26 protein-coding genes and 1 pseudogene are annotated in these 24409 nt (G+C 35.3%); 8 read left to right on the top strand and 19 right to left on the bottom strand.

The features are described from left to right. Positions 1–121 precede the first annotated feature (121 nt). The 10 genes from AAGD50_RS02335 to AAGD50_RS02380 all read right to left on the bottom strand — a co-directional run bounded on the left by AAGD50_RS02335 (position 122) and on the right by AAGD50_RS02380 (position 10205). Complete coding sequence (locus tag AAGD50_RS02335) at positions 122–907, bottom strand: hypothetical protein (protein WP_182364772.1); 786 nt, start codon at positions 905–907, stop codon at positions 122–124. Between the two features lie 65 nt (positions 908–972). Next, positions 973–1362 (bottom strand): phage tail protein, encoded by a 390-nt coding sequence (locus AAGD50_RS02340; RefSeq protein WP_264723746.1) that lies wholly within the window; start codon positions 1360–1362, stop codon positions 973–975. Then, positions 1337–1747: a DUF3168 domain-containing protein gene (locus AAGD50_RS02345; RefSeq protein WP_264723747.1), complete on the bottom strand. Its 411-nt coding sequence runs from the start codon at positions 1745–1747 to the stop codon at positions 1337–1339. The genes AAGD50_RS02340 and AAGD50_RS02345 overlap by 26 nt, the downstream gene beginning before the upstream one ends. Positions 1748–2048: 301 nt before the next feature. After that, a protein-coding gene (locus AAGD50_RS02350; RefSeq protein ID WP_341809994.1) for an IS5 family transposase occupies positions 2049–2881 on the bottom strand; the annotation gives its coding sequence in 2 pieces (ribosomal slippage) (positions 2049–2512 and positions 2512–2881; 834 coding nt in all). Beyond that, positions 2847–3440 carry a head-tail connector protein gene (locus tag AAGD50_RS02355; protein ID WP_341810080.1) on the bottom strand — a complete coding sequence of 198 codons (594 nt, stop codon included), beginning with the start codon at positions 3438–3440 and terminating at the stop codon, positions 2847–2849. Before AAGD50_RS02355 ends, AAGD50_RS02350 begins: the two co-directional genes overlap by 35 nt. Before the next feature lie 136 nt (positions 3441–3576). Then, a complete protein-coding gene (locus AAGD50_RS02360; RefSeq protein ID WP_151807564.1) occupies positions 3577–3888 on the bottom strand; it encodes a hypothetical protein in 312 nt (103 codons plus the stop codon). Positions 3889–4593: 705 nt separating this feature from the next. Next, entirely contained in the window at positions 4594–6831 is a 2238-nt protein-coding gene (locus tag AAGD50_RS02365) for an ankyrin repeat domain-containing protein (protein WP_265040985.1), read from the bottom strand. Positions 6832–7731: 900 nt separating this feature from the next. Then, complete coding sequence (locus tag AAGD50_RS02370) at positions 7732–8310, bottom strand: RlmE family RNA methyltransferase (RefSeq protein ID WP_015588787.1); 579 nt, start codon at positions 8308–8310, stop codon at positions 7732–7734. Between the two features lie 76 nt (positions 8311–8386). Then, positions 8387–8962, bottom strand: a complete 576-nt coding sequence (locus AAGD50_RS02375) for a PopZ family protein (RefSeq protein ID WP_174516014.1) — start codon at positions 8960–8962, stop codon at positions 8387–8389. Positions 8963–8981: 19 nt separating this feature from the next. After that, positions 8982–10205: a TolC family protein gene (locus AAGD50_RS02380; protein WP_341810081.1), complete on the bottom strand. Its 1224-nt coding sequence runs from the start codon at positions 10203–10205 to the stop codon at positions 8982–8984. A 129-nt stretch (positions 10206–10334) separates the two neighbouring features. On the opposite strand from AAGD50_RS02380, the gene rplM reads away from it, so the two are divergent. From rplM to AAGD50_RS02395, 3 genes are all read left to right on the top strand, one after another. Then, complete coding sequence (gene rplM / locus AAGD50_RS02385) at positions 10335–10793, top strand: 50S ribosomal protein L13 (protein WP_010082596.1); 459 nt, start codon at positions 10335–10337, stop codon at positions 10791–10793. 10 nt (positions 10794–10803) lie between these two features. Continuing rightward, positions 10804–11259: a 30S ribosomal protein S9 gene (gene rpsI, locus AAGD50_RS02390; protein WP_006279875.1), complete on the top strand. Its 456-nt coding sequence runs from the start codon at positions 10804–10806 to the stop codon at positions 11257–11259. 146 nt (positions 11260–11405) lie between these two features. Further along, complete coding sequence (locus AAGD50_RS02395; protein WP_006279876.1) at positions 11406–11717, top strand: HU family DNA-binding protein; 312 nt, start codon at positions 11406–11408, stop codon at positions 11715–11717. Here the strand turns inward: AAGD50_RS02395 and AAGD50_RS02400 are convergent. Continuing rightward, positions 11710–12417 (bottom strand): pyridoxine 5'-phosphate synthase, encoded by a 708-nt coding sequence (locus AAGD50_RS02400; RefSeq protein ID WP_006279877.1) that lies wholly within the window; start codon positions 12415–12417, stop codon positions 11710–11712. The genes AAGD50_RS02395 and AAGD50_RS02400 overlap by 8 nt on opposite strands. 136 nt (positions 12418–12553) lie before the next feature. Between AAGD50_RS02400 and AAGD50_RS02405 the strand changes: the two genes are divergently transcribed. From AAGD50_RS02405 to AAGD50_RS02420, 4 genes are all read left to right on the top strand, one after another. Next, positions 12554–12847: a transposase gene (locus AAGD50_RS02405; protein WP_264723898.1), complete on the top strand. Its 294-nt coding sequence runs from the start codon at positions 12554–12556 to the stop codon at positions 12845–12847. 122 nt (positions 12848–12969) lie between these two features. After that, complete coding sequence (locus tag AAGD50_RS02410) at positions 12970–13266, top strand: IS3 family transposase (protein ID WP_094189604.1); 297 nt, start codon at positions 12970–12972, stop codon at positions 13264–13266. A gap of 3 nt (positions 13267–13269) precedes the next feature. Beyond that, positions 13270–13431, top strand: coding sequence for a DDE-type integrase/transposase/recombinase (locus AAGD50_RS02415; protein WP_010082071.1), 162 nt, complete (start codon positions 13270–13272; stop codon positions 13429–13431). Continuing rightward, positions 13424–13588, top strand: coding sequence for an IS3 family transposase (locus AAGD50_RS02420; RefSeq protein ID WP_010082072.1), 165 nt, complete (start codon positions 13424–13426; stop codon positions 13586–13588). The genes AAGD50_RS02415 and AAGD50_RS02420 overlap by 8 nt, the downstream gene beginning before the upstream one ends. 91 nt (positions 13589–13679) lie before the next feature. Here AAGD50_RS02420 and AAGD50_RS02425 read toward each other — a convergent pair whose 3' ends face one another. The 8 genes and pseudogenes from AAGD50_RS02425 to AAGD50_RS02460 all read right to left on the bottom strand — a co-directional run bounded on the left by AAGD50_RS02425 (position 13680) and on the right by AAGD50_RS02460 (position 23259). Next, complete coding sequence (locus AAGD50_RS02425; RefSeq protein ID WP_341810082.1) at positions 13680–15083, bottom strand: NAD(P)H-dependent flavin oxidoreductase; 1404 nt, start codon at positions 15081–15083, stop codon at positions 13680–13682. Between the two features lie 252 nt (positions 15084–15335). Next, complete coding sequence (gene coaE / locus AAGD50_RS02430) at positions 15336–15923, bottom strand: dephospho-CoA kinase (protein ID WP_006280338.1); 588 nt, start codon at positions 15921–15923, stop codon at positions 15336–15338. A gap of 295 nt (positions 15924–16218) precedes the next feature. Next, entirely contained in the window at positions 16219–17397 is a 1179-nt protein-coding gene (locus tag AAGD50_RS02435) for a ribonuclease D (RefSeq protein ID WP_264724261.1), read from the bottom strand. 37 nt (positions 17398–17434) lie between these two features. Further along, positions 17435–17569 carry a hypothetical protein gene (locus AAGD50_RS02440; RefSeq protein WP_010962423.1) on the bottom strand — a complete coding sequence of 45 codons (135 nt, stop codon included), beginning with the start codon at positions 17567–17569 and terminating at the stop codon, positions 17435–17437. A 703-nt stretch (positions 17570–18272) separates the two neighbouring features. Beyond that, positions 18273–20768 carry a DNA mismatch repair protein MutS gene (gene mutS, locus AAGD50_RS02445; protein WP_341810083.1) on the bottom strand — a complete coding sequence of 832 codons (2496 nt, stop codon included), beginning with the start codon at positions 20766–20768 and terminating at the stop codon, positions 18273–18275. Between the two features lie 283 nt (positions 20769–21051). Continuing rightward, a complete protein-coding gene (locus AAGD50_RS02450) occupies positions 21052–21858 on the bottom strand; it encodes an ankyrin repeat domain-containing protein (RefSeq protein WP_264723690.1) in 807 nt (268 codons plus the stop codon). Between the two features lie 185 nt (positions 21859–22043). Continuing rightward, positions 22044–22202 carry a hypothetical protein gene (locus AAGD50_RS02455; protein WP_264723689.1) on the bottom strand — a complete coding sequence of 53 codons (159 nt, stop codon included), beginning with the start codon at positions 22200–22202 and terminating at the stop codon, positions 22044–22046. A 220-nt stretch (positions 22203–22422) separates the two neighbouring features. After that, positions 22423–23259, bottom strand: a pseudogene (locus tag AAGD50_RS02460) (IS630 family transposase). A 123-nt stretch (positions 23260–23382) separates the two neighbouring features. Between AAGD50_RS02460 and AAGD50_RS02465 the strand changes: the two are divergent. Beyond that, a protein-coding gene (locus AAGD50_RS02465; protein WP_341810044.1) for an IS5 family transposase occupies positions 23383–24215 on the top strand; the annotation gives its coding sequence in 2 pieces (ribosomal slippage) (positions 23383–23725 and positions 23725–24215; 834 coding nt in all). The last annotated feature ends 194 nt before the right edge of the window (positions 24216–24409 follow it).

Consider the following 24409-nt stretch of genomic DNA (forward strand, 5'->3'; position numbering starts at 1 on the left):
CTGATTTTTGTATCGTAATTTCTTGCTATAAATTGGTTATATAAGAGCTGGCTTCTAAAATTTTATAACCCTAATTTGAATTAACAGACAGTAGAATCGAAAGATTATTACAAGGAGAAATCTACACAGATCGACCCTTTTGTGAATCTGCGTTTCTGCTTTCTTCAACTTGTTTTGCAAAAGATGTTTCCGGTTTCTGAAGTGGCTTAGCAATTTCACGCACAACGGCAATAACTGCTGTTAAAAACGTTTTTAACAATGCACCTAAAGCTCCACCAACTGCTTCCCTGCCATATATATGAGCTTGCTTTTCGTTACCGTCAGCAGTTTCCCCTGCCCTCCTTCTTGGATCCATCCTATGAGCAATCACCGAAAACAACACTCCCCTGATTGAAGACTTCACTTTTTCCTTTGCTTCGTGGACATCCCCATCTTTTGCTGTTTCATGTCCATGACTTAAGTGTTTAGCGTTCATTAGCTCCTTTTGTTGCTGGGCAAACATGCTACTTAATACTTCTTCTATCACTTGCTTTCTTCTCTTCTCTCTAACTCTTTTCATAGATTCTGATTTATCGCGAGTGTGTTTGGTAGTTTCAAATTCTGCATCAATATCTTCAGACGCAGCCTGACTATATAAAGTCTCTATGAGCCTGTCTATGCTTCGCTTTATTTGCATAGTCCTTTCGTAACTATCCGAATTATCAATTCCTTCGTCGATCTGATTTAGAATATCCTCAAAAACTTTCAAATAGTCTTGAATATACTGTATTATGTATTGCTTATCTTCCTCTTTGTGTTGTTCTTCTTGATTTTGCTGATTTTCATTTTCTAAACTTTTCTCTCTTTTATCATCGTTATTTTCTTCAATATCATCACCGTCTTCCTCGAAAAGGTCTTTGTCGTTCATGATTTTTTTTAATTTAGTTAAAATTCTCACCAGTTACTATTGTATATAAAAAGATTAAATTAACATTAATGAAAAGCGTTTACAACTTCAGCACTAGTTAAAACTACAGTAAAGCTGTCAAAAGTAACAGGATCATAATACCTCTCATACAATTCAACTGAACACCTAAGCCTTATCTTTTCCTTAGCATTAAAACTAATTTCATAATCATTATTAGAGTTTAGCATAGCAGAATTACGTAATAATTCATCAGCTAATACAGAGTCTAAAATTCCATTAATTTTTATCGTAATATGTCTGCTTCCAGCAGAGTCCAATACTTTTCTCCAGCCAAAAGAAGAAATATCTTTCACCTCTTCTCTGTTATTACGCAAAGTAAACCTTAGGTTTCTTATATTATTTAACACAATAAAATTATTGTCATGATCTTTAATTTTTAGCTGTAATTTGCTCATTATCACCTCCTTTTATTAAAATATCAAAATTAATTGTTGAATGTAAAATTTCATCGTGCTGACTCATAGCACAATTACTTTCCAAAATAGTTTCATTATCAGAATATTTAATACTCTTAAGTATCAAGTTAATATGCCTTATAATGGCAAACATACTGTCTATATGATAAGTATATATGTCGCATGAAAATCTTGCCTTTGTAGCAAAATTGGACAGCATATGCAGGTTATTATAATTCACTACACGCAATCTCAGGTAAGGAATGGTGACCTGTTTAGGTAAGTAGTCATAAATGTTAGTAACATATTTCCTTAAATCAGAATTTGCTTTTAGTGCTGCATAAACGCTATTGTACAACTCGTTTATAGCTTGAATTTTTTCCATGATTAACCCTCGAAAGATATATAGAAACTCGTCATCCCGCTACTTGTTAGCGGGATCTATCCGTGACGGTATGACGTAGGACTGCTGTCATTCCGCTACGTGTTAGCGGCTGAGATACCGCGGCGGTATGACGATAAGGTTTATACCTCGTCATCCCGCTGCTTGTTAGCGGGATCTATCCGTAACGGTATGACGTAGTAGCCCAGTTTGAATGACCAGAAAGAGCTACAAAACAACCTTTGGTTCGCGAAACGGAGAATATACCTTCTTCACTTCAGAGCTTGTCCATAAACAAGTAAATTTAAGCATATTCTCTATTTAACATAACCTTAGTCATAGCAAGATATATAAAGTTTTCAGTAGATGTTGTAAGCAAATCATATTCTTTTGATAACCTCCTGTTCCTATTGATCCAAGCAAAAGTCCTTTCTACAACCCACCTTCTCGGCTGAACTTTAAATCCAGGATCCCGTTGTGGCAATAGTTCTAGTGGTGTGTCTTTATGCACCCAAAATCTGCATGGAGGCCTTTTAATAATCTCAATTTCTATGTCATATTCTCTCTTTATGTGAGCCTTTAAATCTTTTCCTTGATACCCCATATCAGCCCACATTTTCCTAACATTAGCATATTTTTTCTTCATGTTATCTAATGCTATTTTTATACCATCTCTGTCATTCTCATTGGCAGCTCCTACATAGCAACCAAGCACAAAGCCCTGTGTATCGGTAACTATATGCCTCTTTCTACCTTTGACTTTTTTGCCTCCATCATAACCTTTGACCCCCCTTTTTCCGTTGTCTTTACTGATTGGCTGTCAACTATACACGCACTTGGCTCTTCATTCCTACCAATTTTTGCCCTGCTATACTTGGTGATTTCATAATTTATCTTTTCAAAAATTCCTTGTTTTTTCCATCTCCTGAACTGCTCATGCACAGCCTTCCATGGTGGAAAATCATGAGGTAAGTAGCGCCACTGACACCCTGTGCGTAGTACATAAAAAATTGCATTTAACATCTCGCGTTTACTGTATTTTGGTGGCCTTCCTCCTTTTTCATATGACACCTTAAAGTGCCTTTCTATCAAAACCCACTCTCTATCTTTTAAATCTGTTGGATACTTTTTTCTCATCTTTACTCCCTGTTGAATCTAGTATTTTTATACTAATTCTTTGGTTTATGGACAAGCTCTCAGACAAATGGCTACTTACCTCCGATTCACGATTTTTGTAAAGAGCAGAAACATGCCGCATAATACCTAGTTTTATCTGCTCAGGAACATTGTCATAACCAGCTTCGTATACAACATCAACTCTTATTGCATTCAAACAATTGAAAAACTCAACGTAGCCCCCTACATCACTAAAATAATACTTAAGTGTTCTCTTCTCTTGATTTTTAGACATCATTGCAGTAGCCAATACTATCTTACTCACAGGGCCATAGCTTAAATAGATCCTACGAGGTACATAATCTTCATATGAAACTTGCCATGTTTGTTTCACCAGTGACTTTTCCATATGCCACTCAGCATAATCAGTAGCCATAAAAATTAGATCTGAAATCAACTTATCATCCTGGTCGTTCTCAATGCGTAAAAAAGATTTAACCTCTTCTAAAGTAACTGGAAAAGATTCAGGCTTAGATTTACGTTGCACAGATATTCTTGGTGAAGTAGATCTTATTGACATAATAACCCTCCTTTTTGATATAGCTAGAATAAGTAAGGTTTACCTCGTGACAGCGTGGGGCAAATCTTACTTACTTTAGCTATGCAGCTTGCATGCAACATTAAGTTAAATTGGCGCAGCAACAACTCTGAGTGCTTTATCGTATGAATATATTAAGAAGAGAACGTATTAAAGCTGTTTCTCCTTTTTTGTTGATAAAATTTGAACTTATAGCATATTCAACTAGGCTAGATTTTAGTAGATTGACATTTTGAGAATGAATATTATTGAAGGTGGAGTTTAACTCTTTAGCAAGCAGACTGCGAAATTTTTGCACACTGTCATATGCGATATTTTCAAGTTCATGTGCAAATTTATCTTGAGCTATAGTTGTTATATCTTCAATTTCCTTATTAAACTCCTCTAGCTTTTTTCCATTACTCTTAGAGTTTTTCGTAAAAGTTTTCATATTAATTAAACTCAACTACTTTTATGATTATAACTGTAATAAAAAAACTACCAAAGTAAAAAATTCGCACTACTGTGTAACTCATGACTGTACGAACATTGCAATTTGGGCCTACCAGGAGGGCAATGACTCTTATCCAAGTACCCTCTCTTCTTGTCATCCCAGTGCTTGACACTGGGATGGCTTTGTTGCATCGCTACTTATGAAAGGCTAACTATAATTAGGATTATAAGCAACCTATTGAAAATCTTGTTTTTTTGCAATCAATCTGATCAAATTTAAGAATAGTAATTTATTATTTATATTAATAAATTTAATTCTATTGAAAATAGCTAAAGCATTGAAATTCTTGAATTTTAGCCGGATTAGTGAGTGGTAGTGAAATTTCTTTTACTCAAATTTAGGTATTCACTGACCGTTCTTGTTATAAATACCAGAATAATAAGCTACTGATATTCTCCACCTTTTTTATCTTTAATCCATCATAGCTAGCGATGCAACAAAGCCCACTGGGATCCAGGAATTTTATTAAGTTGGTAAGCATAAAAGTAGCCGTTTTATGTTAAAACACAACGTTCTTGATGAGATTACGGCAAGGCTGGATTCCAGACTGGAATGACATCATCCTTTTTTGGGATTCCAGTGCAGCTACTTGCATCTGCCACCTGCAAACTGCAATGTTCGTACAGATGTAGGTGCTAAGTTTTACAAACACCGTTGTGCTGAACCTTGAATATCCACTTCTTTCAATTCAGTGGTAGGAGCGATGGGTTTTGATATTGCGTATGTAACGCAACTAGCTAGCAATGCAGCAGATGTTACAAAAACTACAATTATTGGTAGAACAGACAAGTCGAAAGCAATACTGAGAGTAGCACCTACTGTTAACATAGTTACAAGATTCACAGAAGCAACTTTTAAGAAACTCATTTGTCTTTTTCCTGCTTTTTCTAGCGACACTTCATTTGTTTTAGTTTTAGTTTTGCCCAGTTCACCCTCAAGTGGTGTGTTTTCATTCTCCAGACTTTTTATTTTTTGTGTTAGTGATTCATTCTCTTTATTGAATTGTTTCAACTTAGTCTCATGTCCAACTATGCAACTTTTTGATTCTGCTAGTTCCTTTTGCGCTTTTTCTAACAACACTTTTGTTTTAGAATGCTTATTTTCGTTTTCTTCTAATTCGCTATTAAGTGTTGTATTTTTACTTTCTAGATCTTGTATCTTTTGTTTTAGCAATTCATTCTTTTTCTGCTCATCCTTTAGCTGAGTACGTAATTCTTTTAACTTAGCTTTACGTTTTTCAACCTTTTCTGCTTTTTCTGGAGTTTCCGTTGTGTTGTGTGTTTTGGAATGAGAAAAGGTACTAGGTACAACCTCAGATGGCTGATCACACATACTGTTTAGTCTATCTATTAGGTCTTCATCCTTTATCAATGAGCGATCTGCTCCATATTTTATCAAAAGTTTTGCTAATTCTTTATTGTCATTTGTAACAGCAAAGTATAAAGGGATATGTCCATCTTTATCTTGTGCATTAATATTTGCTCCATTATCTATTAGATACTTTACAATCTCTACATAACCATGCACAGCAGCATAGTGTAAAGGGGTCACGCCATCTTTATCTTGTGCATCAACATCTGCTCCATTATCTATTAGATATTCTGCAATCTCTACATAACCATGTATAGCAGCATAATGTAAAGGGGTATGTCCATCTTTATCTTGTGCATTAACATTTGCTTCATTTACTACTAGATATTCTGCAATCTCTACACAACCATATGCAGCCGCATAATGTAAAGGGGTATGTCCACCTTTATCTTGTGCATCAACATTTGCTCCATCATCTATTAGATACTTTGCAGTCTTTACATCACCATTTGCAGCAGCATGGTGTAAAGGAGTCATTCCATTTTCATCTCGTGTATTGTGTTTTTCTAACTCTTTACCGATGTCTTCTGTGGAAGTATTTATTCCACTGTCGCTACTATTACTTTCATCAATAGTCGAATCTAAAAAGGTCTGTTCACCATTATATGTAGCACCGTATTGTTCCGAATGTTGATTATGACCGGGTTGTTCTATGCGCTTCCGATTATTGGCAAATCGTTGTTCTGCCTCTTGCAACTTTTGCTCCACAGCATCTCTTTCTCTTATAGCCAGTTCTCTTTCTAATGTATCATCTACTTTGTTTATATTGTTTTCATTAATGATTGAGTTTGAAGAAGTCTGTTCATCCTCATCTTGTACATAGATTTTTCTGTTGTTTGGTGTAGTTCCGTTGTTCTCTTCCTGATCTCTTGCATTACATGCTTGCACTGCAGCAGTTGCGTTATTTCCGTTCACAGCTAAATTTCCTGGAGTTTTATTATTAGGCTGCGGTAAAGTGCCTTGTCTATTTTGTCTTCTCGTAGCTCCTGCCTCAGCATAACGTTGTTCTCCTTCCTCTAACATTTCTATTATAGCCTTTTTACCTTTTACATCACCGACAATATCCCTTGGAGTTCGGCCTTGACTATCTTTTAGTAAAGGATTTGCGTCATTATTCAATAAAAGCTGAACTATCTCTTGATGACCATGCAAAGCAGCAATGTGCAAAGCAGTTAGCTTAGACTTAGCTTCATCAAGTTCATATATTGGTTCATTAACTTTTGCTTCCTTTGCTAGTAGGAGTTTTACTATTGGTACACTGTTACATTCCACAGCAAGATGTAACAACATACAATTTACAGTTTTGCCTGAATTTAATATACTGAAGATCTTATCTTTTAACCGCCCACTTTTTTTTAAATCACTATACATATTATGTGTTGTATGCTCTTGTGAGTTTATCTTTTCTAACTCATTTCCTATTCTTTCAAGTAAATTATTCTCATTTAAACCTTCACTCTTGCTTACCTCATTTATTATTTCAAAAAACTTTTCCTTTTTTATTGCCATAACCTTTCCTCTCAATTTATTTATTATTGCTGAACAGTCTCACAAAAAAGTTAAGTTTGTCGAAATTCCATGTTTGATCTAAAAATTAGTCATAAACATTTTCTATGCAAGTAGCTGACACTGGTTCATTCTATAATGGTGTCACAGCAGTCCTACATCATGCCACCGCGAACCGTCATATCGCGATTCATTCGCGGTATCTCATCCGCTAACAAGTAGCAGAATGACAGCAGTCCTACGTCATACCGCCGCGGCGCTAACAAGAGATCCCGCTAACAAGCAGCGGGATGACGAGGCTTACCTTATCGGATTGTTTCAACACGTCATACCGCGATTCATTCGCGGTATCTCATCCGCTAACAAGAGATCCCGCTAACACGTAGCGGGATGACGGTTGTCGTTTAGCCATAAATATTAAGGAATTTACCAAATAAAAAAAAAGGCAAAAGAAACCCTAGGGTTATTATCTGCTTTAAAATATTGGCGTTTTTTATGTTTTAAACGCTTGACAAGCAAGATTTAGCTGCTTTTAATTGCAACTAACTTACGCTGCAAATGTTTAAGAAATTTACTAAGCAGAAAAAAAGACAAAGAATCCCCGAGTTAGCTAGTCTTTTACTATCTCTGTCGAGTATTGGCATTTTTTGATGTCTTGTAACGCTTTATAAGCGCGCTCAGCTTATTTAGATAAAAATCTAGATGTAGATGAAGTTTTGTAAAGACATACAGTATCTATATACTGCAAAAAATTAAACATAAGACGCCGATACATTAAGTAATCCTTACCTTTTAATCTGCAGATTGGCGAAAGCAAATACAATAGCTTCAGTTTCATGATAAGGGGGCTGGCGAGGTTTGTCAAGCAAGTTTTTTCGTTTCTGTGGGCTACCTGGATTAATATTATATAGAAAGTCTGCTGCCAATAAAGCCTAAACTTACCAAATACATTTCTGTAGATTCAGATCTACTTGACTTTGGTTTAAAGTATTTTACTGTTTTAAACATTTTTTTTAGCTCGTTACAAAAATCTTTATCAGATTCTCCTTGGAAAATTTTTACTACAAACGTGCCACCATGGCTCAAGAAATGCTTTGCAAAATTGAGCGCTGCCTCACATAAAAGCATAATTCTGATATGATCCAACGATTTTAAACCACAAGATTCGGGCGCCATGTCAGATAAAATTACATCAAATTTTTGATCCTTGAATTTTTCTCTCAAAATTTCAAACTCATTGATAATATCACATTGTATAAACTCTACTCCATTAATTGCGTTCATTGGTTTTATGTCAAGAGCAACCACATTTGCACCTTTCTGAGATGCAACTTGTGACCATCCACCAGGAGAAGCACCAAGATCAATAATTTTTTGCCCTTCTTGGAATAATTTAAATTTGTTATCCATTTCTACCAGCTTATATGCTGAGCGTGACCTATAACCATCCTTGCTAGTTTTTTGCACATACTGATCATTCAAATGACGATGTAGCCACCTTGTTGAAGATAGTTTTCTGCCTCTAGCCGTCTTTACTCTAGTTTTTATTGCTAATACCCTACTTATTATTGATTATATCTTTAAGCTCTTTTTCAACTACTTCTTTTACCAGTGCATGTAGATATTTATTCAGCCATTCTGAGAGCTGAGGTTTTAAAAGAGATATAACTAATTCTTCAACAGTAAGGTTCGCTTTTTTTTGTTGTTTATGCTGTAATTCGTTTTGCATTTTTCCAAGCAACGCTTTGATCTCTTCCATATTCTCTTTTAAAATTAGATGATCGTTATTTTGCGCTTGTAAGCCGCTATTACTCGCTTTGTTATTACTCATTTGGATATTATCGTACAAATAAATATCTTTTTTTTCTTCTGAATTGTAGCTATGGCCATTAAATTGGTTATTGTTGCAAGCCATTTCCTCACTTTGGTCATCATTATCAATGTCCTCTTTTTCATTATTTTCTTTTTTGCCATCTTCTTCTATTTCTTCTGGATACTCTTCCTCAAGGTATAGCACATCATCATTTTCATCCTTTATTTCTGCTTTATCGTTACTCGCGTTTTTACCCGATATAGCTTTTTTTATATCTTCTAGGATATCTTTTACAGATTGATTGCCTTGTTCATCATGCATAGTGCTAATACCATTAAATTTAGAGGTCTATACTATTTATCATAAAAAGCAAGTTGTAAACACTAATCACATAATTGCTTTTTGCTTCAACTAAGTCTGAACGTGCTTTAAATAATGCATCTTCAGTGTCCAAAAGGTCAGATGTACTCTTTAAATTTAAGTTTACTTCTTGCTCAACTCCTTCCAATGCTAGAGCTGCTGCTTTTTCCGCTTCTTGACTTGCTTTGATAATGGCCTTTGCTGTCAACACATTATTCCAAGCATTTACAACTGCTTGTTCTATATTTTTTACCGTTTCATAATAATCGTAGGTAGATTTTTTTGCATCCATTTTAGCTTTACTGACACCAAAAGCATTAACTCCTCTCTTAAAGATTGGAACATCAAGAGTAAAAACTACATGAACATTTTCTAATAGTTTGTCTACCTTCATACCATCCTCCCCAAAATTTTTGCTTGCACTTAGATTTAAAGAAGGAAGCCACTTGGAGCTTTCAGCAATCACTTCCATTCCGGCTGCTCTTTTTTGATAAACTGCTGCTTTTAGAGATAAATTATTGGTTTTTGCTAACTGTAAACATTCATTTAGCTCTGGAACAGAAGGTAGTTTATCATTAGCTTCAGAAAGGTCATCAGCATCTTCGCCAATCAAATGATAATAAGCAATATTTACCAACTTTAATTTACCTTCAGCATCAACTCTTTCGGATATAGAAGACGAAAATTTTGCTTTTGCTAACAAAACTTCAGCATTGGTTACCTCTCCAAGGGAAAAGCGTTTTTTCATAGCTGACAAATGTTCCAAAGAAACGCGTTCTTTATGTTCTCTGAGCTTTAATATTTCTGTCTTTTGTAAAACATTAACATATGCTTTCACAGCATTAAGTGCAAGCTCTTGTTTTAATTGCTGAAATCGCATCTTTTCTGCTTTGAGAAGATGGCTTGATCGACTGAATGTGGCAAAGGTACCACCACCATCGATTAATTTCTGGCGCAATGTAAGTTTTTTTTCAGATGTATCAAGATTAAAGTTACTATCGAAATTGTATTGCAAATTAATGTCAGGTAAAAATCCAGCTAACCCAGAAGATTTATAGTGTTTTTCTGCGCTTTTATATTGGTAAAATTGAGACTTTATTTTTGAGCTATTTTTGATGGCTTTGCTTATCACTTTTCCCACATCGGTTGCATAGCAACTTATAGTATTAAAAATGATCGCAAGTGTGATAATCAATCGAAACATTCTAATTCCTATGCATATTGGTTGCGCAGCTCAATTACTAACATAAATTACTTTAATAATCAATAACTAATATTGTTGACACTATTGAGAAATTAAGTATATCATAGCTTACTATTGTTGGATCAAATAATGAAGACTTTTTTCTTAAAGGAGAAACAAATCAATAAAAAGTGGTTTGTCATAGATGCAGAAGGATTAGTGGTAGGGAGGCTTGCAGCATTTGTAGCGACACTATTACGTGGAAAGCATAAACCTGAGTATACACCTCATATGGATTGTGGCGATAATGTAATTATTATCAACGCAGAAAAGGTGCATTTCACCGGAAAGAAGCTTAAAGATAAAATTTACTATAAGCATACAGGTTATTCTGGTGGTTTGAAGAAAACTACTCCAGATAATATTTTAAATGGCAAATTTCCTGAGCGTGTAATAGAAATGGCAGTGAAAAGGATGCTTGATGATGGGCCTATGGCACGTAGACGCTTTGAAAATTTGTATGTTTATTCTGGTTCAGAGCATAAGCATCAAGGACAGCAACCTGAAAAGATAGATTTTGCCTCTTTGAATCGTAAAAATAAAAAGTAATGGAGTAAAAATGAAGAGTTCTACAATAAATAACAATGATTGGTCAGAAAAGACAATTAAATCAGCAGTTGATTCGCTTGGTCGTTTATATGCTACAGGCCGAAGAAAAGAATCTGTAGCAAGAGTATGGATAAAGCCGGGGAGTGGAAAATTTAGTGTTAACAAAAAAGGCGATCTAATTTCTTATTTTAAAAGAGAGTCAGTGTGCCAAATAGTAAAAATGCCATTTGTTGCAACTTCCACATTGGATAAATACGATGTATTTGCAACTGTAAAAGGTGGAGGGCTATCTGGTCAAGCAGGTGCTCTAGCTCATGGAATAAGCAGAGCTTTAAGTAGTGTAAGCCAAGATTTGCATTCTATACTACGTAATGGTGAGTTCTTAACTAGAGATTCACGTGTTGTTGAACGTAAGAAATATGGTCAACATAAAGCTCGGAAAAAGTGTCAATTTTCTAAGAGATAGTTATTTTATAGGGGTGTTTTTTTGTAAGTATTATACAAATATTTGCAAAAATGTATGATATCCTCTATTTTTGTGATGAATTTAGTTGACTATCGGTGTCAACATAATATGCTATTTATGTGATTTTTTCAATATTAAGGTAATTTATGAGTAAAGAAGATATAATAAAACAATTAAAGGAAGATTGTTCTAGTCAGAATATAGATATAACAAAATCTGATTTGAGCAAGATTCATGATGCGTTTATTAAAATAATAAAGAATGAGCTGCATGGGAAAGGTGAAATACGTTTGCATGGAATAGGAACATTTTCTACTGCTATCAGTCAGGAAAAACAATGTCGTAACCCCCAAAGTGGTGAGATCATGACTGTTCCTAAAAAGACAAGGGTAAAATTTAAAGCAAGCCAAACTCTTTTAAGTATTTTAAATGAGAAGGAAAAAGCAGCAGTTAGTTAGACATTGTCATTTTCATTGTTTTTACTACGCTGTGTAAGCCGTAAAATACAGCTTCGCTAATTAAATAGTGGCCTATGTTAAGAGCTGAGATGTGAGGTATTCTTGTCATCTTCTTAGCGTGTTTATAAGTTATGCCATGTCCTGCGTGGCATTCTATTCCTAATTTATTGACGTACTCTGCAGCATTAGTAATTAACTGTAACTTTTTTTCTGATGGATTATCACAGTAATCCCCTGTGTGAATTTCTATTATGTCAGGTTTTGTCCCTAGCTTTTCAAGATATTTTAGTTGATCAATATTTGGATCGATAAACAGTGAGACTTTTATGCTAGAGCTATGCATTTCCTCTATTATACTAGAAAGTTTACTGTGCATATTCACGATATCCAGGCCACCTTCGGTTGTTAATTCTTCTCTTTTTTCTGGTACTATACTAATCGAATAGGGTTTTACCTTTTTTGCTATTTCAAGCATTTCTTCCGTGGCTGCAATTTCAAGATTTAACTCAGTGCTAATGCTTTTTTTTAGGTTAAATACGTCTTCATCTCTAATATGCCTTCTATCTTCTCGTAAGTGTACAGTAATAAAGTCTGCTCCAGCGTCAATGGCTATTTCTGCTGCTTTCAATGGATCTGGATAAGAAGTTCCGCGTGCGTTGCGGAGGGTTGCAACGTGATCGATATTAACACCTAGTTTCACAATCTACCTCAGAAATTATTTATAGATTATACATGTTATTAGGTTTTTTGCATAGTCATTGTTTGACCTTACCCAGAAAAAGTGGAGAGAAAGAAAAGAGTTTTTTTGGGTAAAATAAAATTTTGGAGGATTAGAAATGGTAAGAGAATATACAGCAGAATTCAAATTGGAAGCTGTTAAACTGGCAAATGAACAAAGAAAGGTAGGTCAACCAGTTGCAAAAGTAGCAAGAGATCTAGGAATAAGGGATAGTGTATTAGGAAAATGGATGAAGAAATATAACGAAAAAAAGTCAGCGGCAAATGCATTTCCAGATGTAGCACCTTATGACAAAGAGAGGTTTGATTTACAAAGCAAGAGTAACAAGGGAAAGAGACATTTAAAAAAAAGCCCTGGCCAGTCAAAAGGAGTAAAATATTTTTTTATATAGTAACTGCTATAAAGTACAGGAATTATGTAGGATTTTCTGCTAGTGGCTACTATAAGTGGACCACAAGAAAAATAAGCAGTAGAGAATCAGCAAATAAAGAGCTACTCGAAGCTATTCAAAAAATATATCAAGTTTCTAAATGTAGATATGGAGCTCCTAAAATTCATGCTGAATTGAAGGCTTTGGGTAAAAGTTGCAATTTGAAAACGGTGCAAAGTATTATGCAGAAAAATGACATCAGGGCTATACTGAGAAGAAAGTTTAAAATTAAAAAACAACAAACAGATAATAGAGCTGTAGCTCCCAATATACTAGATCAAAACTTTATTGTTGATCAACCAAATAAAGTATGGGATTACTTACATCAAAACCAAGGAGGGATGGCTATATTTGGCAGCAATAATTCTCACGTATGGTAGTTAATGAGTAGTGCAATAAATAAACAATTGGTTATGAACTCTTTATTAATGGCCATTAATAGGCGTAAACCTGTTAAAAATCTACTATTACATAGTGATCAAGGTTCACAATATACTGCGCAAGGGTATCAATATCTCTTAGCTGTAAAGAATATAGATGAGTAATAAAGGCTGTTGTTACGACAATTCTGTTGCAGAAAGCTTCTTTAGCTCATTGAAAAGAGAAATACTTATTGATACTTCACAACACTCTGCTCAACAAACTAGAACTGCAATATTTGAATACATAGAAATTTTTTATAACAAACAACGTCACTATTAACTATTGCATTCCAGAACAATTTGATGCATCATTCTTTTTGTAAAAAACATTCCACACTTTCTCTCCACTTTTTCTGGGTAAGGTCACTGACTCAATACCCAGTCAATATCCTTTCCACCAGTTCTTTTACTGCCGGTACGTAGCCATTCTCATAAAATGGATCTTGCTTAAATTTGTACACATTGTGCCCGGAAAACATGAGTTCGTTCTCAATATCACCATCGTGTATAACGTTTTGCAGTGTTTTTTGTATGCAAAAACTACGCGGATCTGGCTTTCGTCCTGTTGAATGGTCACCATGATCTTTCCAATTGCTAAACAAACAATGACTTAAGCATCCCATACAATTGATTTGATCTTGTCTTATCTCTGCAAACCTGCCTGGCGTCACAAAAATAACAGTTGTATCTGGAGTTTTCATTGCTTCTGTATACCCTGCTTTAGTCCATGTATTTGCCAGTTCTTTGTCTTTTGCAGTAAGGTAGATCTTTCTACCTCTGCTACCCATTGCAAATTCATTATTAAATTCTTCGCTAGCATTTTCTGAAAACTTTATTTGACGTGAATTCCGTTCCTGCAACTCACGTATGAAGTTATTTTTTACTGCAGATGAGTAAAACCCTGTTGGACTGAATTTATTTAAAAATACATCACCTTCTTCTAAAGTGAGTAGCTTCTTTTTCCACTCTGCAGAAATTGGGCTTTCTTTCGTCAAAAGTGGACGAGTGCCAAACTGAAAAGCTATTGGTCCAATTTGCAGATTGTCAAACCAATGTTCCCAATCTTTCAAATGACACACTCCTCCTGCCATAACAATTGGTGTTTCTGAAAGACCGATCTCGTTCATGAAAGATCTAAGCTCTGCAACTCTTTCAAATGGAGCCTGTGGTAGCTCTGGGTCTTCACTGTTACTCAGTCCATTGTGCCCTCCAGCAAGCCATGGATCTTCATACACTACTCCACCAAGCAAATAGGAAGATATTCTTTGGTAAGCACGCTTCCATAATGCTTTAAAAGCACGCACCGATGAGATAATAGGGTAATAATAAACCTGATATTTAGCTGCAATTTCTCCAAGCCTATAAGGCATACCAGCACCGCAGGTAATACCATGAATCAAACCTTTCGCTCCTTCTAATATGCCATGAAGTACGTGTTCTGCTGCTCCCATCTCCCAAAGTACATTCATGTGTATTCTTCCATGACCTTTTGATATTTCATTTGCTATTCTTGCCTGACTAATTCCAGCTTCAATACTATACTCAATCAATTCACTATGCTTTTCATTTCTTGTTTTGCCTTTATAAATTAGTGGCACTAACTCGCCATTATCATCAATAAGCTTAGCATTTGCACCAGAAAATGTACCCACAGCATCTGCTGCAGCAAATGCTCCGCTTGATCTTCCATCACTAACTGCAATGCCTTTGCCGCCCTCGATGATTGGCCACACTTCCTTTCCTGAAATTACTATCTTTTTTATCTTATTTTTCAAAACTTCCTCGCAATCTTTCACTCTATTTTACTTAATTACTAAAAAAATGATAGCTGTTTATTTTTTCTTGTATCATTAAAGCTTCTATAGCTACTCATGCTGTTGTAGTTTGAGAGCAGTTCCCATCGGAAGGGTGTCATTCCAGTGCTTGACACTGGGATGACAGGGGAGGGAGGCTGCTGGGATCCTGACAACCGTCATCCCGCTGCTTGTTAGCGGGATCTAGAGATACCGCGGCGGTATGACGTAGAGCTACGTGTTTAGGTTTAATGAATCCACTATATCTTTTACTTGAGAAAAAACATACTCTTTGCTTACACTGGTATCGATAATAAAGTCACTCATCTTCCTTTTCTCCTCAATAGATAACTGAACATCGGAGATTAGATTAAGCTTTTCTTTATCTATGTTGCGTTCGTTAAGTCTTTGAGCTTGCACAACGCTATCTGCATGAACAAAAACAATAAGGTCGCAATATAAATAAAATTTTGTTTCTAATAGAAGTGGCACATCTAAAACTAAAAGTTTTCTATCGATCTTTTTTTCCTTGGCAATAAAAAATTCTAATTCACGCAGCACAGCAGAGTGAACCAAAGATTGAAATTGTTTCCAATTTTCATCGTAGGCTAAGAAATATTTAGACAGTACTGTTCTATCTATTTCACCATTTACTACCACTCCAGGAAAATTTTTCTCTGCATAACTTATTATGCTTTTATCCACTTTATAAAGTTGGTGTACAACAGAATCAGCATCAAATACAACAGCACCAAACTCTTGAAAGCAATTAGCTACAAAGCTCTTTCCTACCCCAATTCCGCCTGTTAGACTTATAATCATATAACAAAATACATTCGACTTCTTTTGAAACTATAGCTAAGGTTTCTCTATATATATTAACTAGATTTTCTAGATCCCAGTGTCAAGCACATAACTATACGAACATTGCAATTTGTAGGTGGTGTCATCCCAGTCTGGGATCTAGCTTTTATGTTGTATAGTGCACAATCAATTTTCCTGGATCGAAGTAGTCAGGGCTACTTGGATGACACCCTACTTAACCGTCATACCGCCGCGGTATCTCTTAGCCGCTAACACGTAGCGGGATGACGATTGTCGATAAATCTAAGTTACTTTAGCAACAGTTATTCTCTACCAAATTACTCTGAATTTTGGTTATATTATTTGCGGATTTCACTGCTGAAATCTCAAATTTTGAGCTTGTGTTCAAAAATGATTCAACTGACCTGCCAAAAAAATCATATCTCCACCCCTTGAATAATTTATCTGTCTGTCTAGATATTGACCAGGTTAACTCATCTTTTGAAGAAACTAATTTCCTTGATATGTTACTTTCTTTACATTTACTATCTAAAATAATTGAGAGTATATCAAGTACAGATTTGTCATAATTACTCGATAAGGTATTGTTTTGCTGCATCCAATTTCCCTCATTTTCATTAAAAATATTCACAAACTCTAGTAAATCTGCATCTTTTATATTTTTTGCATTCCTCTTGAGATCATCTAAAATCTCATCAACATGCTCTATATTTTTTTCAATAAAACCAGCTATTACAGCGTTATTGATTATTTTATTACGGTTCATATTATAGCGCTGTGCTAAGGTTTCTTGCCACTCACTAACTGCTTTAACAGTTAGTATCAACCTTGGATTTACTTCATAATTAAATTTCATCCTCTTCCATGCATCTTTTGGATTATGTAAATACTTATTTATATTAACTATTGATTCCATCTCTTCTTGAAACCAACCCATCCTATTATTTTCTTCAAGTTTATTGCACAATATTTGGTGTAGGTCATATAGGTGTATCACGTCGTTTATTGCATAGTCTAACTGATCCTCGGACAACGGACGCCTTAACCAATCTGAATTTTTAGCTTTAATTTTATCCAGTGCTATTCCTTGATATTGCTCCACTACTTTTGAGTAACCAATAAAGTCATGATAATAATGACAAAACATAGCAGCAACTTGGGTATCAAAAATGGGAGTGGGAATACATTTAAACACAGTGAGTAAGGATTCTATATCCTGCCGGCAGCTATGAAACACTTTGGTTATCCCCTGATTTAGCATTATTTTCTTAATGAATGATAAATCAATTTCTGGCACTAGTGCGTCTACAATAAAACTCTTCTCTCCGTAAGAAATTTGAATTAACGATAATTTTGGGTAGTAGATTAAATTATTTCTAATGAACTCCGTGTCAACTGCTATAAATTTTGGCTTTTTTGCTATCAACCCCTCACATATGTCCTCCAGCTCCAACGTTGTATTAATTAACATATGTTTTTTATTCAGTGGTTCTACTTTACCACTTATATTAAATTTTTGCAATTAATGACTTCTTGCAGAACTTTCTATCACTCATTGGCATCACACAAATAGCCTTTTCCATCCCAATCCCAGTGCTTCCTTCTCCTGTCATCCCAGTGCCCTGACTACTTGGATCTAGCAAGCTTTGCTTGCAAATAAGTCTAATACGCGTCGCGTTTTATGCCAAAACACAATTGGAGTTACATGCAAAATAGATCCCAGACTGGGATGACAAAAAAAGGAGCACTGGGATGACAGCAGTCCTACGTCATACCGCCGCGGTATCTCTAGATCCCGCTGCGGGATGACGATTGTCGTTTAGCTATAAATATTAAGAAATTTACCGAATAAAAAAAAAGGCAAAAGAAGCCCTGGGGTTATTATCCGCTTTAAAATATTGGCGTTTTTTATGTTTTAAACGCTTGACAAGCGAGATTCAGCCGCTTTTAATTGCAACTAACTTACGCTGCAAATGTTTAAGAAATTTACTAAGCAGAAAAAAAGACAAAGAATCCCCGAGTTAGCTAGTCTTTTACTATCTCTGTCGAGTATTGGCATTTTTTGATGTCTTGTAACGCTTTATAAGCGCGTTCAGCTTATTTAGATAAAAATCTAGATGTAGATGAAGTTTTGTAAAGACATACAGTATCTATATACTGCAAAAAATTGAACATAAGACGCCGATACATTAAGTAATCCTTACCTTTTAATCTGCAGATTGGCGAAAGCAAATACAATAGCTTCACTATCATGATAAGGGCGCTGGCGAAGGGTGTCAAGTAAGTTTTTCGTTTCTATAGCTACTACCACGATTGTATAGGTAATTCTTCACTTATAATAATGATTCAAGCCTTCAGCTCCTCAAACACTTCACTTGCTCTATTTAAAACAGAATCAGGAAAACCAGCAAGTTTTGCTACATGTATTCCATATGACTCATCTGCAATGCCTTCAATTACTTCATGTAGAAAGATAACCTCTCTGTTCCACTCTCTTATTTTTACACAAAAACATTTCACGTTCTTCAAGTATTTGCTTACTTTAGTTAATTCATGATAATGAGTTGCAAAAATGGCGCGGCACTTATTTACATTGTGAATATGTTCAATCACCGCCTGTGCAATAGATAATCCATCATACACCCCTGTGCCCCTACCAATTTCATCAAGTATCACCAAGGAACGGTCCGTTGCCTGATTTACTATCGTTGCTGTTTCGATCATCTCTACCATGAAGGTAGAATAACCAGCTGTTATATTATCCGTTGCGCCAACCCTGCTGAATATCTTGTCAATCACTCCAATATGTACACTCTCTGCTGGCACAAATGACCCCATGTGAGCTAAAATTGCAATGAGAGCGTTTTGCCTCAAGAAAGTGCTTTTTCCAGCCATATTAGGACCAGTAATTAGATGTATACCAGCTAAATTGATGCTATTTGCAATGAATTTATCGTTAACTTCAACCACTGGATGTCTTCCGCTACAGATATTGAACTCTTTGCTGTCATCAATAATGGGTTTTACGTAATTATTTTGCACTGCAAGCTCTGCAAACGCGGTTCTAATGTCAAGTTTTGCCAAAGCATTTGCAGCAAGAGCAATTTTTTCAGACTCTTTAGCAACTTCACTACACAGTTCACTAAAAATTTTCATTTCTAAGCCGATTGCAGCATCACGTGCCGTAAGAATTTTATTTTCTAGTTCTTTCAATTCATTAGTAGTGTAGCGCATGCTATTTGCTAAGCTTTGCCTATGAATAAATATATCCGAAGTTATTTTGTGATTTGCTGATACTTCAACGTAATAACCGAGTATATTGTTGTGCAATATTTTGAGTGCGGCAATGCCAGTTAGGTCGCGATAAGATTCACGGAGTTTGGTTATTAGTTTATTACTATTATTTAATATGTAGGATAACTCAGATAATTCTGAGTTGTATTTTGGGTAGATAAACCCTCCCTCTTTCACGGAACTGAGATTATTATCAAGTATAGCACTATTTAGCAGTTCAAATAGGTCTTTATGATTACCAAGGCTTTTATGTATTGTGCTTAGTTCACTCTCGTCTGATTTTACTGTTATTCCAGCGCGTGACGCTGGCTGGATCTCAGTTTGGATGACATATTGTTGTGGGAGAGATCCATTTTCACCTGATTCAATTTTACATAAGAACTCAGACAATTCTAAAGTCTTTCCTAGGCCTATTTTCAATAGGTTCATATCCTTTGGTGAACCACGCCCTAGTATTAAGCGCGATAAAGACCTTTCAATATCCGGAATGTTAGATAATATCTCTCGTATTTTTCTGCGTGAATCATGATTATTTACAAAAAATTGAGCGGTGCTGAGCCTCAAATTGATTGCCTTGGAGCAAGCAAGGGGTGAAGCGAGCATTTGTTTGAGCAGGCGTCCACCAGAAGCTGTAACTGTATGATCAATAACTGAAATTAGTGAACCTTTCTTTTCACCAAATTGAGTTGAAAACAACTCAAGATTTCTCCTTGCTGAAGCATCAATAAGCATGAAATTTTGTTGCTTATAGGTTTTTGGGAATTCAAGCCTTGGAATGGAGCCCCTTTGCGTTACTCTGACATATTCAAGCAGTGCACCACACGCCATGATTTCTACTTTGCTGAAATTTCCTATACTCCCAAGTTCCCTGATTTTATAAAACTCGCATAACGTTCTGTGAGATTTACTATACTCAAAAAAGCTCAGTGCGTGTTGCGTAATTGATATTTTATAATTTTTTAAAACCGATCTAATTTTTTCATCCTCAGTGAATTTTTCAGAAATTAATAATTCTCTTGGTGATATACGCAATAAATCACTATCTAGAGCTTTCAAACTCGTTAAAGTGTGAAAAAATTTTCCCGTCGATAATTCAAGCCAACTAATAGCATATTCGTCATTTTGTTCAACTATGGACGCGAGATAATTATTGCTTTTATCCTCCAGTAGCGAATCTTCTATAATTGTACCTGGAGTTACAACTCGCACTACATCACGTTTTACTATGGATTTATAGCCTCTCTTTTTTGCTTCATCAGCAGTTTCTAATTGGTCACAGATTGCTACTTTGAATCCTAAATCTATTAGCTTGTGTAGGTAAGATTCACTACTGTGTGCTGGCACTCCACACATTGGTATTTCTTGCCCATTTGAATTGCCCCTCTTGGTTAGCACTATATTCAGCAATTTCGCAGCTTTAATAGCATCATCAAAAAACAACTCATAAAAATCTCCTAGCCTATAAAATAGCAGATGATCTTTGTATTGAGCTTTCAGGTTCAAATATTGTTCCATCACAGGGGTGTTTTTTTCTCTTACGAAGCTCATAATATTTTTTAATATATTGTATTGATAATAAATTCAACGTTATTATAGATTATATTGCACATACATAAAATTTAAATAGGTGTATAGAAGGACGTTGAGCAAAATTTAAAACAATTAAATTTCCTGGATCCAAGTAGTCAGGATACTTGGATGACATAAAGAGTAGGAGTATTTGATGACAAAAAAGCAAAAAACGCAGTTGTCATTCCAGCGCGTGACGCTGGAATCCAGAATATCCTAATTACAAGGTTTATTATTTAGTTTGAAAATACTATAGCTTTTTCTATGTAAGTTGTGGCTCTTCTTTATCATTTGCGGCAGTTGCACCATCAACAGATATTTCAGAGCTAACAGTGCTAATAGTTTTTTCTATCGCTTTAGCCTGTTCATAGTCTTGACTCAAAAAATACATGGCCAGTCCAATAGCTATACTAGCAACAAGAGAAGATGCTATCATTACACCTAGTATCATACCACCAGAAAGACTTACTGCAACACACACACCAGCTCCAAGTACAACACCAAGAAAACCACCAATTATTACGCCAGGCACCAAACTGCCTACCATAGCGCTTTCTTTTTTCGTATTAGCTTGTTTTTTCATACTTTTAATAAGCACTTCTTTTGTTTTTCCTTGAGCTAAATATGAAGGAATTTTATTATCCGCGTTTTGTATCAAAGGATTTGCACTATATGTAACAAGAAGGGTGGTTATTTCTTCAGTTTTATTACCTATAACTGCATGATGTAGTAATGTATTTCCCTCTTCATCTTTAAAGTTTATATGAGTACGAAATTCTTCATCTAGATTTCTTATTGGGTTGTTTTTTGCATATATCCTAGATTGTATTGCTCCATCTAAGTATTGTATTACTTGTTCTAGTGATTGCTCGCCAGGATTTTGTATAAAATGAAGCAGAATTTCGTGTACTATCGCTTCCTTTGTAGTTTGTGGGCATTGTAAAGCGTAATTAAATGTCTGTGTAGTAATAACTTCTTCTTTTCTTTTTTTAAGAACAACCCTTAAATCTTCAATCGCCTTTTCACCATCTTTTATTCCAAGAATTATTGAATCCAAATTATTTATCATGCTATCCTCCTTGGTTTGATTGCATTGCTCATTAATAAATAATATAATAAATCCTGCTAAAAGTCAAGCAATTAATTAATAAGTTAATACAATCCTCCAAAAGGAGCTCCTTACTTTTTGTTCAGCATGTCCATTGGATCAGACTCTTTAAGCTTGCTGTTTGCTGAATTTATTCATCACAATAGCTACAATGTGCTATCGAAGTTCTCTGTAATCTTAGTTGGTTCTTCTAGAATATTCAAAATATCAGTTGCACAATAAACCCGATCTCTCTTTCCTTGAGAAGTTTGTGAAACGATGCCTAAATCTTCAAGCTTTACGATTGCTCTTTGGGCTGTTGTCAATACGACACCTAAGTTTTCAACCACTTTCCTTATAGTAAAGTAAGGGTTTAAAGACTATTAACTAAATCATTGTCCCATTCAAATTTTGGTGGCAAGGGGCTTGGTATAAATGCCTGATAACCAGCGAATACTTTGCCTGATGGTGATCCTTTAATATACATTCATTCAACCTAGCACACTATTTTTATAGTATAGCTCTTTTCATAATAGTCCGAAAAGCTTATAGAAAAGCGGAATCAACAGCATGACGAAAAGATGTGAATAGAGGGATGTTTTTCCTAGCTCTGTTTTTTATAGCAAACCAATGATGCTCAATTTTGTTAAAATCGGGAGAATAAGGCGGTAGATATAAAATTTCTGCGCCAACTCCTTTAGCAAATCTTATTAGACTTATGAAAAGTAGCATTATCAAGGATAACAGTTTGTCCAGGTTTCAAAATCGGTGTCAGAAACTGCTCAAACCATTTATTAAAGATATCCATATTACAGTGGCCTTCAAATGTTAACGGAACAACTATTTTTCTGCCGTTTAAGGCTGCAATCATACTGATTCGTTGAATTTTTTTACCAGATTTTAGAGCATAAAACCTCTGTCCCTTCTGGCAATATCCATAACTCGGTGTTATCAATGCCAGACTCATCTATATAAACTAAGTTTTGAGGTTCTTTTGTTGCTATAATTTTCAAAAATTCAGCGCGTTTTTCTTCGTTTCTTTCTTTGTATCCATATGTCTTTTTTTGCGTGTGAGTCCAATTTTTTTAAGAGCTCGATGGATCGTTGGGATACTAACATTGCTCCAAAGCTTAGCCATTTCCGATACCACCATATTTTTTAGCAAATTCAGTAAATTTATTCCAGTCAGTAATTTTGTGATTATAACCTCCATTTCCAAGTTTTTTTGACTGAAAATCTCCTGTTTTCTTTTCTTCTTTGCTGACACTCCCATAACGTAGTTCTTCCAATTTTAAATCTTGCTGCCACCGTTTCCCTGCTTTCTCCTTCTTCTAGTGCTTCCATTGCTTTTTTTCTTAAATCATAACTATATGCTGCTGGCATCCTTACCTTCACTACTATAAAACCTTATTTTACCTCGTTTGGACTATTATGAAAAGAGCTATAAGAGCTTGTCCATAAACCAAAGAATTAGTATAAAAATACTAGATTCAACAGGGAGTAAAGATGAGAAAAAAGTATCCAACAGATTTAAAAGATAGAGAGTGGGTTTTGATAGAAAGGCACTTTAAGGTGTCATATGAAAAAGGAGGAAGGCCACCAAAATACAGTAAACGCGAGATGTTAAATGCAATTTTTTATGTACTACGCACAGGGTGTCAGTGGCGCTACTTACCTCATGATTTTCCACCATGGAAGGCTGTGCATGAGCAGTTCAGGAGATGGAAAAAACAAGGAATTTTTGAAAAGATAAATTATGAAATCACCAAGTATAGCAGGGCAAAAATTGGTAGGAATGAAGAGCCAAGTGCGTGTATAGTTGACAGCCAATCAGTAAAGACAACGGAAAAAGGGGGGTCAAAGGTTATGATGGAGGCAAAAAAGTCAAAGGTAGAAAGAGGCATATAGTTACCGATACACAGGGCTTTGTGCTTGGTTGCTATGTAGGAGCTGCCAATGAGAATGACAGAGATGGTATAAAAATAGCATTAGATAACATGAAGAAAAAATATGCTAATGTTAGGAAAATGTGGGCTGATATGGGGTATCAAGGAAAAGATTTAAAGGCTCACATAAAGAGAGAATATGACATAGAAATTGAGATTATTAAAAGGCCTCCATGCAGATTTTGGGTGCATAAAGACACACCACTAGAACTATTGCCACAACGGGATCCTGGATTTAAAGTTCAGCCGAGAAGGTGGGTTGTAGAAAGGACTTTTGCTTGGATCAATAGGAACAGGAGGTTATCAAAAGAATATGATTTGCTTACAACATCTACTGAAAACTTTATATATCTTGCTATGACTAAGGTTATGTTAAATAGAGAATATGCTTAAATTTACTTGTTTATGGACAAGCTCTATATATTATTTTCAAATAAAGTCAAAAATGAAAATAAGGCTTTATCTTATTTGCGTGCATGAAAATAAGAAACTCTCTTATTATTGATTTTGCTCAAAAACGAAAATAGAAGAAGCTGCTGAACTTTATATATCCTGTTTTTCTGGAGAACTGCTATAAAACTTCTGAG

Source organism: Wolbachia endosymbiont (group A) of Apotomis capreana, assembly GCF_964027025.1.
GTDB lineage: Bacteria > Pseudomonadota > Alphaproteobacteria > Rickettsiales > Anaplasmataceae > Wolbachia > Wolbachia pipientis.

What these genes read in the sequence shown, in the direction of transcription:
- AAGD50_RS02415 (WP_010082071.1), top strand. Translation starts at nt 13,270, where the DNA reads ATGAGTAGTGCAATAAATAAACAATTGGTTATGAACTCTTTATTAATG.
- AAGD50_RS02360 (WP_151807564.1), bottom strand. Translation starts at nt 3,888, where the DNA reads ATGAAAACTTTTACGAAAAACTCTAAGAGTAATGGAAAAAAGCTAGAG.
- rpsI (WP_006279875.1), top strand. Translation starts at nt 10,804, where the DNA reads ATGAAGAGTTCTACAATAAATAACAATGATTGGTCAGAAAAGACAATT.
- AAGD50_RS02345 (WP_264723747.1), bottom strand. Translation starts at nt 1,747, where the DNA reads ATGGAAAAAATTCAAGCTATAAACGAGTTGTACAATAGCGTTTATGCA.
- AAGD50_RS02450 (WP_264723690.1), bottom strand. Translation starts at nt 21,858, where the DNA reads ATGATAAATAATTTGGATTCAATAATTCTTGGAATAAAAGATGGTGAA.
- AAGD50_RS02405 (WP_264723898.1), top strand. Translation starts at nt 12,554, where the DNA reads ATGGTAAGAGAATATACAGCAGAATTCAAATTGGAAGCTGTTAAACTG.
- mutS (WP_341810083.1), bottom strand. Translation starts at nt 20,768, where the DNA reads ATGAGCTTCGTAAGAGAAAAAAACACCCCTGTGATGGAACAATATTTG.
- AAGD50_RS02420 (WP_010082072.1), top strand. Translation starts at nt 13,424, where the DNA reads ATGAGTAATAAAGGCTGTTGTTACGACAATTCTGTTGCAGAAAGCTTC.
- AAGD50_RS02340 (WP_264723746.1), bottom strand. Translation starts at nt 1,362, where the DNA reads ATGAGCAAATTACAGCTAAAAATTAAAGATCATGACAATAATTTTATT.
- AAGD50_RS02355 (WP_341810080.1), bottom strand. Translation starts at nt 3,440, where the DNA reads ATGTCAATAAGATCTACTTCACCAAGAATATCTGTGCAACGTAAATCT.
- AAGD50_RS02375 (WP_174516014.1), bottom strand. Translation starts at nt 8,962, where the DNA reads ATGCATGATGAACAAGGCAATCAATCTGTAAAAGATATCCTAGAAGAT.
- AAGD50_RS02395 (WP_006279876.1), top strand. Translation starts at nt 11,406, where the DNA reads ATGAGTAAAGAAGATATAATAAAACAATTAAAGGAAGATTGTTCTAGT.
- AAGD50_RS02365 (WP_265040985.1), bottom strand. Translation starts at nt 6,831, where the DNA reads ATGGCAATAAAAAAGGAAAAGTTTTTTGAAATAATAAATGAGGTAAGC.
- AAGD50_RS02435 (WP_264724261.1), bottom strand. Translation starts at nt 17,397, where the DNA reads ATGTTAATTAATACAACGTTGGAGCTGGAGGACATATGTGAGGGGTTG.
- AAGD50_RS02335 (WP_182364772.1), bottom strand. Translation starts at nt 907, where the DNA reads ATGAACGACAAAGACCTTTTCGAGGAAGACGGTGATGATATTGAAGAA.
- rplM (WP_010082596.1), top strand. Translation starts at nt 10,335, where the DNA reads ATGAAGACTTTTTTCTTAAAGGAGAAACAAATCAATAAAAAGTGGTTT.
- coaE (WP_006280338.1), bottom strand. Translation starts at nt 15,923, where the DNA reads ATGATTATAAGTCTAACAGGCGGAATTGGGGTAGGAAAGAGCTTTGTA.
- AAGD50_RS02380 (WP_341810081.1), bottom strand. Translation starts at nt 10,205, where the DNA reads ATGTTTCGATTGATTATCACACTTGCGATCATTTTTAATACTATAAGT.